The 14,940-nt window shown below is 71.9% G+C and carries 16 protein-coding genes; 15 read left to right on the top strand and 1 reads right to left on the bottom strand.

Annotated elements, in window-relative coordinates:
* Positions 1–84 precede the first annotated feature (84 nt).
* The 14 genes from ACZ51I_RS25340 to nusB all read left to right on the top strand — a co-directional run bounded on the left by ACZ51I_RS25340 (position 85) and on the right by nusB (position 13,454).
* Entirely contained in the window at positions 85–522 is a 438-nt protein-coding gene (locus ACZ51I_RS25340; RefSeq protein WP_468879906.1) for a DUF948 domain-containing protein, read from the top strand.
* Positions 523–528: 6 nt separating this feature from the next.
* Entirely contained in the window at positions 529–873 is a 345-nt protein-coding gene (locus tag ACZ51I_RS25335) for a DUF6167 family protein (RefSeq protein ID WP_468879904.1), read from the top strand.
* Positions 873–3,542 (top strand): alanine--tRNA ligase, encoded by a 2,670-nt coding sequence (gene alaS, locus ACZ51I_RS25330; protein WP_468879903.1) that lies wholly within the window; start codon positions 873–875, stop codon positions 3,540–3,542. The genes ACZ51I_RS25335 and alaS overlap by 1 nt, the downstream gene beginning before the upstream one ends.
* Before the next feature lie 2 nt (positions 3,543–3,544).
* Complete coding sequence (gene ruvX, locus ACZ51I_RS25325; protein ID WP_468880531.1) at positions 3,545–4,009, top strand: Holliday junction resolvase RuvX; 465 nt, start codon at positions 3,545–3,547, stop codon at positions 4,007–4,009.
* Positions 4,010–4,111: 102 nt separating this feature from the next.
* Positions 4,112–5,854: an endolytic transglycosylase MltG gene (gene mltG, locus ACZ51I_RS25320; protein WP_468879901.1), complete on the top strand. Its 1,743-nt coding sequence runs from the start codon at positions 4,112–4,114 to the stop codon at positions 5,852–5,854.
* Positions 5,854–6,681: a shikimate dehydrogenase gene (locus ACZ51I_RS25315; RefSeq protein ID WP_468879899.1), complete on the top strand. Its 828-nt coding sequence runs from the start codon at positions 5,854–5,856 to the stop codon at positions 6,679–6,681. The genes mltG and ACZ51I_RS25315 overlap by 1 nt, the downstream gene beginning before the upstream one ends.
* Before the next feature lie 143 nt (positions 6,682–6,824).
* Positions 6,825–8,009, top strand: a complete 1,185-nt coding sequence (gene aroC / locus ACZ51I_RS25310; RefSeq protein ID WP_468879897.1) for a chorismate synthase — start codon at positions 6,825–6,827, stop codon at positions 8,007–8,009.
* Positions 8,006–8,524, top strand: coding sequence for a shikimate kinase (locus tag ACZ51I_RS25305; protein ID WP_468879894.1), 519 nt, complete (start codon positions 8,006–8,008; stop codon positions 8,522–8,524). The genes aroC and ACZ51I_RS25305 overlap by 4 nt, the downstream gene beginning before the upstream one ends.
* On the top strand, positions 8,521–9,618 hold the full coding sequence (aroB, locus tag ACZ51I_RS25300; protein WP_468879891.1) for a 3-dehydroquinate synthase: 1,098 nt from the start codon (positions 8,521–8,523) through the stop codon (positions 9,616–9,618). The genes ACZ51I_RS25305 and aroB overlap by 4 nt, the downstream gene beginning before the upstream one ends.
* Positions 9,615–10,061, top strand: a complete 447-nt coding sequence (gene aroQ, locus ACZ51I_RS25295; RefSeq protein ID WP_468879889.1) for a type II 3-dehydroquinate dehydratase — start codon at positions 9,615–9,617, stop codon at positions 10,059–10,061. Before aroB ends, aroQ begins: the two co-directional genes overlap by 4 nt.
* A gap of 150 nt (positions 10,062–10,211) precedes the next feature.
* Positions 10,212–11,225, top strand: coding sequence for an AAA family ATPase (locus ACZ51I_RS25290; RefSeq protein ID WP_468879886.1), 1,014 nt, complete (start codon positions 10,212–10,214; stop codon positions 11,223–11,225).
* Positions 11,226–11,285: 60 nt separating this feature from the next.
* Positions 11,286–12,398: an aminopeptidase P family protein gene (locus tag ACZ51I_RS25285; RefSeq protein WP_468879884.1), complete on the top strand. Its 1,113-nt coding sequence runs from the start codon at positions 11,286–11,288 to the stop codon at positions 12,396–12,398.
* 49 nt (positions 12,399–12,447) lie between these two features.
* Positions 12,448–13,014 (top strand): elongation factor P, encoded by a 567-nt coding sequence (gene efp, locus ACZ51I_RS25280; RefSeq protein ID WP_468879881.1) that lies wholly within the window; start codon positions 12,448–12,450, stop codon positions 13,012–13,014.
* 2 nt (positions 13,015–13,016) lie between these two features.
* Positions 13,017–13,454, top strand: coding sequence for a transcription antitermination factor NusB (gene nusB / locus ACZ51I_RS25275; protein WP_468879878.1), 438 nt, complete (start codon positions 13,017–13,019; stop codon positions 13,452–13,454).
* Between the two features lie 150 nt (positions 13,455–13,604).
* Here the strand turns inward: nusB and bldD are convergent, their stop codons facing one another.
* Positions 13,605–14,105, bottom strand: coding sequence for a transcriptional regulator BldD (gene bldD, locus ACZ51I_RS25270; protein WP_093608484.1), 501 nt, complete (start codon positions 14,103–14,105; stop codon positions 13,605–13,607).
* Between the two features lie 245 nt (positions 14,106–14,350).
* Here bldD and pyrR point away from each other — a divergent pair, with 245 nt between their 5' ends.
* Positions 14,351–14,917 carry a bifunctional pyr operon transcriptional regulator/uracil phosphoribosyltransferase PyrR gene (pyrR, locus tag ACZ51I_RS25265; protein ID WP_468879875.1) on the top strand — a complete coding sequence of 189 codons (567 nt, stop codon included), beginning with the start codon at positions 14,351–14,353 and terminating at the stop codon, positions 14,915–14,917.
* Positions 14,918–14,940: the final 23 nt, after the last annotated feature.

Here is a 14,940-nt window from a genome sequence, read left to right as displayed (position 1 = left end):
TGCGGTACGGCAGGACAGCCCGGGCGCGATAGGGTCGGGGGACGACTTTTCACAAGGCCCAACGACAGCAGAGAGCGGTGCACAGTGACCGGTGGAGAGGTTGCCGGGATCCTGGTGGCCGTGTTCTGGGCGATCCTCGTCTCCTTCCTCGCCGTGGTGCTGGTGAGGCTGGCGCAGACGCTCAGGGCGACCACCCGGCTCGTGGCGGACGTGACCGAGCAGGCCGTTCCCCTGCTGGCGGACGCCTCCGCGACCGTGCGTTCGGCACAGACCCAGCTCGACCGGGTCGACGCCATCGCCTCGGACGTCCAGGAGGTCACCTCCAACGCCTCCGCGCTCTCCACGACCGTCGCCTCCACCTTCGGTGGCCCGCTGGTCAAGGTGGCCGCCTTCGGCTACGGCGTCCGCAAGGCGCTCGGCCGGAGCCGTGAGGCGCAGGACGCGCCGCGGACCACCGCCCGCCGCACTGTGATCGTCGGCCGTACCGTGCCGTCCTCGCGACGCCGGAAGCAGAAGGGCTGAGCCGCGATGTTCCGCCGCACGTTCTGGTTCACGGCCGGCGCAGCCGCCGGCGTGTGGGCCACCACCAAGGTCAACCGGAAGCTGAAGCAGCTGACCCCCGAGAGCCTCGCGGCCCAGGCGGCGAACAAGGCCGTCGAGACCGGCCACCGGCTCAAGGACTTCGCTCTCGACGTGAGGGCGGGCATGGTCCAGCGGGAGGCCGAGCTGGGCGAGGCGCTCGGCCTGGACGCCCCCGTGGACCCCGGCCGGGAGCTGCCGGAGCCGCGCCGGAGGGCCGCGCTCGGCCGGGCCACCACCTATTCGTTTTCCAAGATGCCTACGCGTTCGTACAACCGGAATGAGGACCACTGATGGAGTCGGCTGAAATCCGCCGCCGCTGGCTGAGCTTCTTCGAGGAGCGCGGGCACACCGTCGTCCCTTCGGCGTCGCTCATCGCGGACGACCCGACTCTGCTGCTCGTCCCCGCCGGCATGGTGCCGTTCAAGCCCTACTTCCTGGGCGAGGTCAAGCCGCCCTTCACGCGCGCCTCCAGCGTGCAGAAGTGCGTGCGCACGCCGGACATCGAGGAGGTCGGCAAGACCACCCGGCACGGCACGTTCTTCCAGATGTGCGGCAACTTCTCCTTCGGCGACTACTTCAAGGAAGGCGCCATCAAGCTGGCCTGGGAGCTGCTGACCACCCCGGTGGAGCACGGCGGTTACGGGCTGGAGCCGGAGAAGCTCTGGATCACCGTCTACCAGGAGGACGACGAGGCCGAGCAGATCTGGCGCGACGTCGTCGGCGTCCCCGCCGAGCGCATCCAGCGCCTCGGCAAGAAGGACAACTACTGGTCCATGGGCGTCCCCGGCCCCTGCGGCCCGTGCTCCGAGATCAACTACGACCGCGGCCCCGACTTCGGCGTCGAGGGCGGCCCCGCCGTCAACGACGAGCGCTACGTGGAGATCTGGAACCTGGTCTTCATGCAGTACGAGCGGGGTGAGGGCTCGGGCAAGGACGACTTCCCGATCCTCGGCGAGCTCCCGTCGAAGAACATCGACACGGGCCTCGGCCTGGAGCGCCTGGCGATGATCCTCCAGGGCGTCCAGAACATGTACGAGACGGACACCCTCCAGGTCGTCATCGACAAGGCCACCGCGCTGACCGGCGTCGCCTACGGCAAGGCCCACGACAGCGACGTCTCGCTCCGCGTGGTCGCCGACCACATGCGCACCTCCGTGATGCTCATCGGCGACGGCGTCACCCCCGGCAACGAGGGCCGCGGCTACGTGCTGCGCCGCATCATGCGCCGCGCCGTCCGCAACATGCGCCTGCTCGGCGCCACCGGGCCGGTCGTCCAGGACCTCGTCGACACCGTGATCAACACGATGGGCGAGCAGTACCCGGAGCTGGTCACCGACCGCAAGCGCATCGAGACCGTCGCCCTCGCCGAAGAGGCCGCCTTCCTGAAGGCCCTCAAGGGCGGCACGAACATCCTCGACACCGCCGTCACCGAGACCAAGGCCGCCGGCGGCACGGTCCTCGCCGGTGAGAAGGCCTTCCTGCTCCACGACACCTGGGGCTTCCCGATCGACCTCACCCTGGAGATGGCCGCCGAGCAGGGCCTCTCCGTGGACGAGGACGGCTTCCGCCGCCTGATGAAGGAGCAGCGGGACCGCGCCAAGGCCGACGCCAAGGCCAAGAAGACCGGCCACGCCGACGTCACCGCCTACCGGGAGATCGCCGACGGCAACGGCGCCACTGAGTTCACCGGCTACACCAACACCGAGGGCGAGACCACCGTCGTGGGCCTCCTCGTCAACGGCGTCCCCTCGCCCGCCGCCTCCGAGGGCGACGAGGTCGAGGTCGTCCTCGACCGCACCCCGTTCTACGCCGAGGGCGGCGGCCAGATCGCCGACCAGGGCCGCATCAAGCTGCACAGCGGTGCCGTCATCGAGGTCCGCGACGTCCAGCAGCCGGTCCCGGGCGTCTCGGTCCACAAGGGCTCCGTGCAGGTCGGCGAGGTGACCGTGGGCTCCACCGCCTACGCCGCCATCGACGTCAGGCGCCGCCGGGCCATCGCCCGCGCCCACTCCGCCACGCACCTGACCCACCAGGCCCTGCGCGACGCCCTCGGCCCGACGGCCGCCCAGGCCGGTTCCGAGAACCAGCCCGGCCGCTTCCGCTTCGACTTCGGCTCGCCGAACGCCGTCCCCGGCCAGGTCCTCACCGACGTCGAGCAGAAGATCAACGAGGTCCTCTCGCGCGAGCTGGAGGTCCACGCCGAGGTCATGCCGATCGACGAGGCCAAGCGGCAGGGTGCCATCGCCGAGTTCGGCGAGAAGTACGGCGAGAAGGTGCGCGTCGTCACCATCGGCGACTTCTCCAAGGAGCTGTGCGGCGGTACGCACGTCCACAACACCGCCCAGCTGGGCCTGGTGAAGCTGCTCGGCGAGTCGTCCATCGGCTCCGGCGTGCGCCGTATCGAGGCCCTCGTCGGTGTCGACGCGTACAACTTCCTCGCCAAGGAGCACACGGTCGTCGCCCAGCTCCAGGAGCTCGTCAAGGGCCGCCCGGAGGAGCTGCCGGAGAAGATCTCCTCCATGCTCGGCAAGCTGAAGGACGCCGAGAAGGAGATCGAGAAGTTCCGCGCGGAGAAGGTCCTCCAGGCCGCCGCCGGTCTCGTCGACTCCGCCCAGGACATCCGCGGCGTCGCCCTCGTCACCGGGCAGGTCCCGGACGGCACCGGCGCCGACGACCTGCGCAGGCTCGTCCTGGACGTGCGGGGACGCATCTCCGGCGGCCGCCCGGCCGTCGTGGCCCTGTTCACCACGGTCAACGGCAAGCCGCTGACGGTCATCGCCACCAACGAGGCCGCCCGCGAGCGCGGTCTCAAGGCCGGCGAGCTGGTCCGCGCGGCCGCCAAGACCCTCGGTGGCGGTGGCGGCGGCAAGCCGGACGTCGCCCAGGGCGGCGGCCAGAACCCGGAGGCCGTCGGCGAGGCCATCGCTGCCGTCGAGCGCCTCGTGGTGGAGACGGCGTGACGATGCGCCGCGGCCGCCGTCTCGCGGTCGACGTCGGGGACGCCCGGATCGGGGTCGCCTCGTGCGACCCCGACGGGGTCCTCGCGACGCCGGTGGAGACCGTGCCGGGGCGCGACGTCCCGGCCGCCCACCGGCGGCTCCGCCAGATCGTCGGGGAGTACGAGCCGATCGAGGTCGTGGTGGGCCTGCCCCGCTCGCTCAGCGGGCGGGAGGGCCCGGCCGCGACCAAGGTCCGCGCCTTCGCCCGCGAGTTGGCGAAGGGCATCGCCCCGGTGCCGGTCCGGCTGGTCGACGAGCGGATGACCACCGTCACCGCGACCCAGGGCCTGCGGGCCTCGGGCGTGAAGGCGAAGAAGGGGCGGTCCGTCATCGACCAGGCCGCCGCTGTGATCATCCTGCAGAACGCTCTTGAGGCCGAACGGGTATCAGGTAATCCGCCCGGTGAGGGCGTCGAAGTGGTCATCTGATCGCGATACGGTAACGTTCCGCGCGATGCGGCGGTGTTCGAACAGCTGCCGCACTACGTAGAGGCGGATCGTCCGGAAGCCTCGCGGCTGTTTTGGGGATCGATGACTGAGTATGGCCGGGGCCCTGGCTCCGAACCGTGGCACCCCGGGGACCCGCTCTACGGGGACCAGGGGTGGGAGGGCCAGCAGCAGTACCCGCACCCGCAGCAGTCGAGCCAGTACGGCCACGAAGCCCAGGGCTACGCGGACCCGTACGGCCAGGGCGGTCACGCCGACCAGGGCTACGGGGGCGACCCGTACCAGCAGCAGGGGCAGCAGGAGCAGTACCAGCAGCCGCAGCAGGAGCAGTACCAGCAGCAGTACGCCGAGCCCCAGTACCAGCAGCAGTACCAGCAGTACGAGACGGGGTACCCGGGCGGTCACGACACGCCCGGGCACCTCGGACAGCAGTACGACGGCAACTGGGAGACCGGCCAGGCGGCGATGGCGTACGGCGCGCCCCCGGCCGATCCGTACGGCGGTCAGAACCCGGACCTCTACGGGACTCCCGACGCCTACCCGCCGCCCCAGCCGCCCGGCCGCCGGCAGAACCCGCCGGAGCCGGTCGTCGACTGGGCGCCGGAGGAAGAGCCGGAGCCGGAGGAGGAGAAGCACCCCTTCTTCACCGGCGACTCCGGCGACGGCCCGGACGACGACCACGACGAGGAGCCGGGCCGCGGCGGCCGGGGTTCCCGCGACGACCGCGAGCGCCGGAGCAAGGCGAAGAAACGCAAAGGCAAGAACGGCGTGGCCTGCCTGGTCGTCGCGCTCGTCCTGGTCGGCGGCGTCGGCGGCATCGGCTACTTCGGCTACCAGTTCTGGCAGGGCGAGTTCGGCGCCGCGCCCGACTACGCGGGCACCGGCAGCGGCGAGGTCCAGGTCGAGATCCCGAAGGCCGCCGGCGGCTACGAGATCGGCAACATCCTCAAGAAGGCCGGCGTGGTCAAGAGCGTCGACGCCTTCGTCTCGGCGCAGCAGCGGAACCCCAAGGGCCTCTCGATCCAGGCGGGCGTCTACACGCTGAAGAAGGAGATGTCGGCGGACAGCGCGGTCACGCTGATGCTCAACCCGGCGAGCCAGACCAACTTCGTCATCCCCGAGGGCCGGCGGAACGTCTGGGTGTACGGGGAGATCGACAAGCGGCTCGGCCTGGAGCCCGGGACGACGCAGGGCATCGCGAAGGCGAAGGCGAACGACCTCGGTCTCCCGGACTGGGCGAAGAACCACAGGAACGTCAAGGACCCCCTGGAGGGCTTCCTCTTCCCGGCCAGCTACCCGGTGGCCAAGGGCAGCAAGCCCGAGGACGTGCTGCGCAAGATGGTGAGCCGCGCGAACCAGGAGTACGGGAAGTTCGAGCTGGAGGCCAAGGCCAAGCAGCTCGGCGTCGACAGCCCCTGGGAGCTCGTCACCATCGCGAGCCTCGTCCAGGCGGAGGGCACGTCCCACGACGACTTCCGCAAGATGGCCGAGGTCGTCTACAACCGGCTCAAGCCGTCGAACCCGCAGACCTACGGCGGGCTCGAGTTCGACTCGACGTACAACTACATCAAGAACCAGAGCAAGCTCGACCTCACCCTCGAAGAGCTGCGCAAGTACGACAACCCGTACAACACGTACTTCGTCAAGGGACTCCCGCCCGGTCCCATCGGCAACCCGGGCGCCGAGGCGATGGAGGGCGTGGTCAACCCGACGAGCGACGGCTGGTACTACTTCATCTCGATCGACGGCAAGACCTCGCAGTTCACCAAGACCAACGCCGAGCACCAGAAGCTGGTCGAGAAGTTCAACGAGTCGAGGAAGAACTGATGGCGGCAGCACGCCGGGCGGCGGTTCTGGGATCCCCCATCGCCCACTCGCTCTCCCCGGTCCTGCACCGGGCCGCGTACGCAGAACTCGGGCTCGACGACTGGTCGTACGAGCGCTTCGAGGTCGACGAGGCTGCGTTGCCCGGCTTCGTCGGCGAACTCGACGGCAGCTGGGCAGGGCTCTCGCTGACCATGCCGCTCAAGCGGGCGATCATCCCGCTGCTCGACGAGATCAGCGACACGGCCGCCTCCGTCGAGGCCGTCAACACGGTCGTGCTCCGCGAGGACGGGCGCCGGGTCGGCGACAACACCGACATCCCCGGCATGATCGCCGCCCTGGGTGAGCGGGGCGTGCAGAAGGTGGAGGCCGCCGCCGTTCTCGGTGCCGGCGCCACCGCCTCCTCCGCGCTCGCCGCCCTCGCCCGGATCTGCGCGGGCCCCGTCACCGCGTACGTACGGAGCGAGGCGCGGGCCGAGGAGATGCGCGGCTGGGGCGAGCGCCTCGGCGTGGACGTCCGCACGGCCGACTGGGAGCGGGCGGCCGAGGCCTTCGAGGCGCCGCTGGTCATCGCGACCACCCCCGCGGGCACCACGAACGCCCTGGCGACCGCCGTCCCCGACTCGGTCGGCACCCTCTTCGACGTCCTGTACGACCCCTGGCCGACCCCGCTCGCGGCCGCCTGGTCCGACCGCGGCGGCAAGGTCGTCGGCGGCCTCGACCTCCTCGTCCACCAGGCCGTCCTCCAGGTCGAACAGATGACGGGCGTCCCGAGGGCCCCGCTCGCCGCCATGCGCGCCGCGGGGGAGCGGGCGCTGGCCACCCGGTAGCGCCCGATCGGATCGCGCCGCGTCCGATAGCTGGACCGGAGGGCGGGTTCGCCCCCCGGACGTGGGAGGATCGGGGTGGCGGGCCCGGGCCGCGCACCCGGCCGCGTCGTCGCAGTGCCCAGGCGCGAGCATGAGGAGCATCGTTGAGCAGGTTGCGTTGGCTGACCGCTGGGGAATCCCACGGACCCGCGCTGGTCGCGACGCTGGAGGGTCTTCCCGCCGGCGTCCCGGTCACCACTGAGCTGGTGGCGGACCACCTCGCGCGGCGACGCCTCGGCTATGGGCGTGGCGCCCGCATGAAGTTCGAGCAGGACGAGGTCACCTTCCTCGGCGGCGTCCGGCACGGACTCTCCCTCGGCTCCCCGATCGCCGTCATGGTCGGCAACACCGAGTGGCCCAAGTGGGAGAAGGTCATGTCGGCCGACCCGGTCGACCCCTCGGAGCTCAAGGAGACGGGCCGCAACGCGCCCCTGACCCGGCCCCGGCCCGGCCACGCCGACCTCGCCGGCATGCAGAAGTACGGCTTCGACGAGGCCCGGCCGATCCTTGAGCGCGCCAGCGCCCGGGAGACCGCCGCCCGTGTCGCCCTCGGCGCCGTCGCCCGGTCCTTCCTCAAGGAGGCCGCCGGCATCGAGATCGTCAGCCACGTCGTCGAACTGGCCGCCGCCAAGGCCCCCTACGGCGTCTACCCGACCCCCGCTGACGTCGAGAAGCTCGACGCCGACCCGGTCCGCTGCCTCGACGCCGACGCGTCGAAGGCGATGGTCGCGGAGATCGACCAGGCCCACAAGGACGGCGACACCCTCGGCGGCGTCGTCGAGGTCCTCGCGTACGGCGTGCCCGTCGGTCTCGGCTCGCACGTCCACTGGGACCGGCGTCTCGACGCCCGCCTCGCCGCCGCGCTCATGGGCATCCAGGCCATCAAGGGCGTCGAGGTCGGCGACGGCTTCGACCTCGCCCGCGTGCCCGGCTCGCAGGCCCACGACGAGATCGTCCGCACCGAGGACGGCATCAAGCGCACCTCCGGCCGCTCCGGCGGCACCGAGGGCGGCCTGACCACCGGCGAACTGCTGCGCGTCCGCGCCGCCATGAAGCCGATCGCGACCGTCCCGCGCGCCCTGGCCACGATCGACGTCGCCACCGGCGAGGCCGCGGCCGCCCACCACCAGCGCTCCGACGTCTGCGCCGTCCCCGCCGCCGGCATCGTCGCCGAGGCCATGGTCGCGCTCGTCCTCGCGGACGCGGTCGTCGAGAAGTTCGGCGGCGACAGCGTCCCCGAGACCCGCCGCAACGTGCGGTCGTACCTCGACCACCTGACCATCCGGTGACCGCCGGACCCCTGGTCGTCCTCGTCGGGCCCATGGGCTCCGGCAAGTCCACGGTGGGCGCGCTCCTGGCCGAACGGCTCGGCGCGCCCTACCGGGACACCGACGCCGACATCGTCGCCGCCGAAGGACGCGAGATCTCCGACATCTTCGTCGAGGACGGCGAGCAGCACTTCCGTGCCCTGGAGCGGGCCGCGGTCGCCACCGCCGTCGCCGAGCACGAGGGCGTCCTCGCCCTCGGCGGCGGCGCGATCCTGGACGCGGGGACCCGCGCCCTGCTCGCCGGGCTGCCCGTCGCGTACCTCTCGATGGACGTCGAGGAGGCGGTCCGACGTGTCGGCCTCAACACCGCGCGGCCGCTGCTCGCCGTCAACCCGCGCCGCCAGTGGCGCGAGCTGATGGAGGCGCGCCGCCATCTGTACACCGAAGTCGCACGGGTCGTCGTCGCCACGGACGACCGCACCCCCGAAGAGGTCGCCCAGGCGGTCCTCGACGCACTGGAGTTGAAGGACGTATGACGGACCAGGACCAGGTGACCCGTATCCAGGTCGGCGGTTCCGCGGGCACCGATCCGTACGAGGTACTGGTCGGGCGGCAGCTCCTCGGCGAGCTCCCCGCCCTGATCGGCACCCGGGCCAAGCGGGTCGCCGTGATCCACCCGGAGGCGCTCGCCGACACCGGCGAGGCACTCCGCGCCGACCTGGCGGACCAGGGCTACGAGACGGTCGCCATCCAGGTGCCGAACGCCGAGGAGGCGAAGACCGCCGAGGTCGCCGCCTACTGCTGGAAGGCGCTCGGCCAGACCGGCTTCACCCGCACCGACGTCGTCGTCGGCGTCGGCGGCGGCGCCACCACCGACCTGGCGGGCTTCGTGGCCGCGACCTGGCTGCGGGGCGTGCGCTGGATCGCCGTGCCGACCACCGTCCTGGCCATGGTCGACGCGGCCGTCGGCGGCAAGACGGGCATCAACACCGCCGAGGGCAAGAACCTCGTCGGCGCCTTCCATCCGCCCGCCGGCGTCCTGTGCGACCTCGCGGCACTCGACTCGCTGCCGGTGCACGACTACGTCAGCGGTCTCGCGGAGATCATCAAGGCCGGCTTCATCGTCGACCCGGTGATCCTCGACCTCATCGAGGAGGACCCGCAGGCCGCCCGCACCCCGGCCGGTCCGCACACCGCCGAGCTGCTCATCCGCTCGATCAAGGTCAAGGCCGAGGTCGTCTCCGGCGACCTCAAGGAGTCCGGCCGCCGGGAGATCCTGAACTACGGCCACACCCTCGCCCACGCCATCGAGAAGAACGAGCGGTACAAGTGGCGCCACGGCGCCGCCGTCTCCGTCGGCATGGTCTTCGCGGCCGAGCTCGGCCGCCTCGCCGGGCGGCTCGACGACGCCACCGCCGACCGGCACCGGGCGATCCTGGAGTCCGTCGGCCTGCCGCTCACCTACCGCGGCGACCAGTGGCCGAAGCTCCTGGAGACCATGCGGGTCGACAAGAAGTCGCGGGGCGACCTGCTGCGCTTCATCGTGCTCGACGGGATCGGCAAGCCGACCGTCCTGGAGGGCCCCGACCCGGCCGTCCTGATCGCGGCGTACGGCGAGGTGTCGGCGTGAGCGAGGCGCGTCCGGTACTGGTGCTCAACGGCCCCAACCTGGGCCGTCTGGGCTCCCGCGAGCCCGACATCTACGGCGCCACCTCCTACAAGGGGCTCGTCGAGTCCTGCAAGACCCTCGGCGCGGAGCTCGGCTTCGACGTCGAGGTGCGGGAGACCAACGACGAGGGCGAGATGATCCGCTGGCTCCACGAGGCCGCGGACCGCTCGACCCCGGTGGTGATCAACCCCGGCGCGTTCACGCACTACTCGTACGGGATGCGGGACGCGGCCGCCCAGCGGACCGCCCCGCTGATCGAGGTCCACATCTCGAACCCGTACGCCCGTGAGGAGTTCCGGCACACCTCGGTCGTCGCGGCCGTGGCGACCGGGACGGTCGCCGGGTTCGGGATCGGTTCCTACCGGCTGGCGCTGCGGGCGCTCGCCGAGGAACTCGCCGGCTGACGGTCCCGGACAGGGGCCGACAGGACCTGACAGGGCACCAGGGGGCGTCCCCGGCCGTTCCCCCTGTGGGGGCCGGGGGCGGTAACGTTCCGCCGTCCACGGACAACCGGTCCGGGGACCCATCAGGCGTACGAGACGGAGTGGCACCGGATGCAGCACGCAGTGGGGGGCCCGCTGCCACCGCCCGAGCGGTCGGACCGGACACCGGAGCAGGGCCGGGGGCCCGTTCCCGGGGCGATAGGCGGCGATCCCGGCGGGCAGCCCCCCGTCGCCCCGCCGGTCCCGCCGGGAGCGCCGTACCCGGGCCAGGCCGCCGGGTCCCGGCTCGGCGCGCACCCGACGGTCCAGGCAGGCGCCCCCCGGCCCCCGCACGCTCCGCCGCCTCCGGCAAGCCCCGGAGCGCCCGCCTGGGGCTCCGGAGCCGTACCGCAGCACCCGACGGGCGCGCCACACCCGGCCGCCTCCCAGCGCCCCGGAGGTGCCCCGCACCCGCCCGGCGCGTCTCCGTACCCGCCCGCACCCCGAGCGGATCCGACCGGGCACGTGCCGCTGCCTCCCGTGAGCGTGCCGCTCGCCCCGCCCGTGGAGCACGGCGCCGGGACCGGCGGGGCGACCCTCGCCGTCCTGCTCATCGGCCCGGCCGGCGCGGGCAAGACGACCGTCGCCCGGCACTGGGCGCAGCGCCGCCGCGTACCCACCGCGCACATCAGCCTCGACGACGTCCGCGAGTGGGTCTGCTCCGGCTTCGCGGACCCGCAGTCCGGCTGGAACGAGCACTCGGAGGCGCAGTACCGGCTCGCCCGCCGCACCTGCGGTTTCGCCGCGCGCAACTTCCTCGCCAACGGCATCTCCTGCATCGTCGACGACGCCGTCTTCCCGGACCGCCCCGTCGTCGGCCTCGGCGGCTGGAAGCGCCACGTCGGTCCCGGTCTGCTGCCCGTCGTCCTCCTGCCCGGCCTGGAGGTCGTCCTGGAGCGCAACGCCGAGCGCAGCGGCAACCGGCGCCTCTCGGACGAGGAGGTCGCCGCCATCCACGGCCGGATGGCCGGCTGGTACGGCTCGGGGCTGCCGATCATCGACAACTCCACGTACGACGTCGAGACCACCGCCCGCGTCCTCGACGACGTCCTCGCCCGCGCGATCGCGAGCCCGCCGACCTGGTGACCCCGCCCGGACGGCCCTTCCGAACAGGCCGGGGCGGCGCGCTGCTCGTAGGCTCGGAGCATGTCAGAGGTGTATGCGGACCGCCGTGTACGGCTGCGCGACCGGTGCGCGGCCGCGGGCAGCCCGGCGGCCCTGGTCTCCCGCCCCGCCAACGTCCGCTATCTCGCGGGTGGTTCGCCGCCCGGCGCCGTCCTGCTCGTCGGGCCGGAGCCGGAGGCGGACGTCCTGCTCTGCCCCGTCGCGCCCGGTGGTGAACCGGTCGACGGGCGGCTCGACGAGCTGCTGCGGCAGCAGGTCCTGCCCGCCGGAGGGGGTGATCCGGCCGTCGCCGCCGTCGACCTGGCCCGCCGGGCCGGCGCCGACGCGCTCGCGGTCGAGGAGCACCATCTGACGGTGGCCCGGCACCGGGCCATGGGCACCGTCGCCCCCGGCCTGCACCTCGCGGACCTCGCCTGCGCCGTGGAGCAGCTCAGGATCGTCAAGGACGAGGACGAGATCGCCTGCCTGCGGATCGCGGCGGAGATCGCCGACCAGGCCCTCGGCGAGCTCCTGGAGTCGATCCTCGTGGGGCGGACCGAGCGCCACCTCGCCCTGGAGCTGGAGCGGCGGCTCGTCGACCACGGGGCCGACGGGGCCGCCTTCCCGACCTCGGTGGCGACCGGCCCGCACTCGGGGCGCCGGGGGCACCGGCCCACCGACCGCCGGGTCGAGGAGGGTGATTTCCTCTCCGTCTGCCTCGGCGCCGACTACCGGGGCTACCGGTGCGAGATCGGCCGCACGTTCGTCATCGGCACCACCCCCGCGGACTGGCAGATCGAGCTGTACGAGCTCGTCTTCGCCGCTCAGAGGGCCGGACGCGAGTCGCTCGCACCCGGCGCCGAGTACCGGGACGTGGACCGGGCGGCCCGCCAGATCCTGGACGCCGGGGGGCACGCGGAGGCCGCCGTGCCCCTCACCGGGCACGGGGTCGGGCTCGAAATCGACGAGGACCCGCAGCTCTCACCCTCGGCCATGGGTAAACTGGACGCTTGTGTGCCGGTCACCGTCGAACCGGGGGTCCACCTCCCGGGCCGGGGCGGAGTCCGGATCGATGACACGCTCGTCGTACGCCAGGAGGCGGACGGCGGACCCGAGCTACTCACCATCACGACCAAGGAGCTGCTCGCGCTGTAGAGCGCGTACGCCTCCTCGGTCCCACGTCAGTCCAGGAGATTCCGCAACCGTGGCTTCCACGAACGACCTCAAGAACGGCATGGTGCTCAAGCTCGAAGGCGGCCAGCTCTGGTCCGTCGTCGAGTTCCAGCACGTCAAGCCCGGCAAGGGCCCGGCCTTCGTGCGCACCAAGCTCAAGAACGTGCTGTCCGGCAAGGTCGTCGACAAGACCTTCAACGCCGGCGTGAAGGTCGAGACGGCCACCATCGACCGCCGCGACATGCAGTTCTCCTACATGGACGGCGACTACTTCGTCTTCATGGACATGGAGACCTACGACCAGCTGATGGTCGAGCGCAAGGCCGTCGGCGACACCGCCAACTTCCTCATCGAGGGCTTCACCGCCTCCGTCGCGCAGCACGAGGGCGAGGTGCTCTACGTCGAGCTCCCCGCCGCCGTCGAGCTGACCATCCAGCACACCGACCCGGGCGTCCAGGGCGACCGCTCCACCGGTGGCACCAAGCCCGCCACGCTGGAGACCGGCCACGAGATCCAGGTCCCGCTCTTCGTCACCACCGGTGAGAAGGTCAAGGTCGACACCCGCGACAGCAGCTACCTCGGCCGGGTGAACAAGTAACCGTGGCCGCTCGGAGCAAGGCCCGCAAGCGCGCCTTCCAGATCCTCTTCGAGGCGGACCAGCGCGGTGCCTCCGTCCAGGAGGTCCTCGCGGACCAGGTCCGGCACGCGCGGTCGGACGACCGCCAGCCGCCGGTCAACGACTTCACCATGCAGCTGATCGAGGGATACGCGGCCCATGAGGCGCGGATCGACGATCTCATCGCGACCTACGCGGTGGACTGGGACCTCGACCGGATGCCCGTCGCCGACCGGAACATCGTGCGCCTCGGCGCGTACGAGCTGCTGTGGGAGGACGGCACGCCCGACGCGGTCGCGATCGACGAGGCGGTGCAGCTCGCCAAGGAGTTCTCCACCGATGAGTCCCCGACCTTCGTCAACGGTCTGCTGGGGCGCTTCAAGGACTTGAAGCCGCGTCTGCGCCGCGACGCGGACGACTAGTCGCGTACGGCACGCGAAGGGGCCCGCAGCACTCGGTGCTGCGGGCCCCTTCGCGTACCGCGTCTCCTCCGGGAGAAAGCACGGGGCCCGTGGACGTCGGCTGACGTCCACGGGCCCGGCGGTACGTTTCTGCTGTGCCCTCGTAAGGGCTCAGGCCTCCTCGTGGGCGACCGCGCGGCGCGCGTCCGCGTCCAGGACGCCCCAGCTGATCAGCTGCTCGGTGAGGACCGAGGGGGACTGGTCGTAGATGACGGCGAGCGTGCGCAGGTCGTCCTGGCGGATCGACAGCACCTTGCCGTTGTAGTCGCCGCGCTGCGACTGGATCGTCGCCGCGTAGCGCTGGAGCGGGCCCGCCTTCTCCTGCGGGACGTGGGCCAGGCGCTCCAGGTCCAGGACCAGCTTCGGCGGCGGCTCGGCGGCCCCGCCCGGGGTCGTGCCCGGCAGGAGCTCCTGCACCGGCACGCCGTAGAAGTCGGCCAGCTCGGCAAGACGCTGCACGGTCACCGCGCGGTCTCCGCGCTCGTACGAGCCGACCACGACCGCCTTCCAGCGGCCCTGGGACTTCTCCTCCACCCCGTGGAGGGAGAGACCCTGCTGGGTGCGGATGGCGCGGAGTTTGGCCCCGAGCTGCTTTGCGTATTCGCTGGACATAACGCTCCCGGACGCTGTGACGACATGCGGCTGCGCCGCGCGGCTGGTAACTCACTGTGAGGTTACGCAGCGTTACACCCACCCGTCAAGCCGAATGGTCCGGACCGCCCCCTCCCGGGGGACGGTGCCCGGAGTGGCGGCAGGGGTGCGCGGGACCGGGACTCCCATCCCTGGTAGAGTGACGGGCGCAAATCCGACGTCCTTTAAGAGCCGTCCCGTGAGGCGGAGAAGGAGGTCCGTTCTCCATGGACACTCAGCAGCAGTACGGCGACGACGCGCGGCCCGTTCTCGAGGCCCCCGACATCGCGCGGGTCCTGACCCGCATCGCCCACGAGATCGTCGAGCGCGCCAAGGGCGCCGACGACGTGGTCCTCCTCGGCATCCCCACCCGGGGCGTCTTCCTCGCCTCCCGGCTCGCCGAGAAGCTCGAGACGATCACCGGCACCAAGATCCCGGTCGGTTCCCTCGACATCACCATGTACCGGGACGACCTGCGGATGAAGCCCGCCCGCGCCATCGGCCGCACCGAGATCCCCGGTGACGGCATCGACGGCCGCCTCGTCGTCCTCGTCGACGACGTCCTCTTCTCCGGCCGCACCATCCGCGCCGCCCTCGACGCCCTCGGCGACATCGGCCGCCCGCGCGCCGTCCAGCTCGCCGTCCTCGTCGACCGCGGCCACCGCGAGCTCCCGATCCGCGCCGACTACGTCGGCAAGAACCTCCCCACGTCGCTGCGGGAGACGGTCAAGGTCCAGCTCGCCGAGGAAGACGGTCGCGACACCGTCCTGCTCGGCTCCAAGCCCGCCTCCTAGCCGGACCGGCTTTCCCGCCGGGG

It is taken from the genome of Streptomyces sp. NPDC034084, from assembly GCF_055575535.1.
Note: the sequence above shows the minus strand (reverse complement) of the source record. Positions and strands in the feature narration are given on the sequence as shown.

Bases quoted from the DNA above. Each gene is read 5' to 3' on its own strand.
- bldD (WP_093608484.1), bottom strand. From the start codon at position 14,105: ATGTCCAGCGAATACGCAAAGCAGCTCGGGGCCAAACTCCGCGCCATC.
- mltG (WP_468879901.1), top strand. From the start codon at position 4,112: ATGACTGAGTATGGCCGGGGCCCTGGCTCCGAACCGTGGCACCCCGGG.
- ACZ51I_RS25285 (WP_468879884.1), top strand. From the start codon at position 11,286: ATGTCAGAGGTGTATGCGGACCGCCGTGTACGGCTGCGCGACCGGTGC.
- ruvX (WP_468880531.1), top strand. From the start codon at position 3,545: ATGCGCCGCGGCCGCCGTCTCGCGGTCGACGTCGGGGACGCCCGGATC.
- aroB (WP_468879891.1), top strand. From the start codon at position 8,521: ATGACGGACCAGGACCAGGTGACCCGTATCCAGGTCGGCGGTTCCGCG.
- ACZ51I_RS25290 (WP_468879886.1), top strand. From the start codon at position 10,212: ATGCAGCACGCAGTGGGGGGCCCGCTGCCACCGCCCGAGCGGTCGGAC.
- ACZ51I_RS25335 (WP_468879904.1), top strand. From the start codon at position 529: ATGTTCCGCCGCACGTTCTGGTTCACGGCCGGCGCAGCCGCCGGCGTG.
- alaS (WP_468879903.1), top strand. From the start codon at position 873: ATGGAGTCGGCTGAAATCCGCCGCCGCTGGCTGAGCTTCTTCGAGGAG.
- ACZ51I_RS25315 (WP_468879899.1), top strand. From the start codon at position 5,854: ATGGCGGCAGCACGCCGGGCGGCGGTTCTGGGATCCCCCATCGCCCAC.
- pyrR (WP_468879875.1), top strand. From the start codon at position 14,351: ATGGACACTCAGCAGCAGTACGGCGACGACGCGCGGCCCGTTCTCGAG.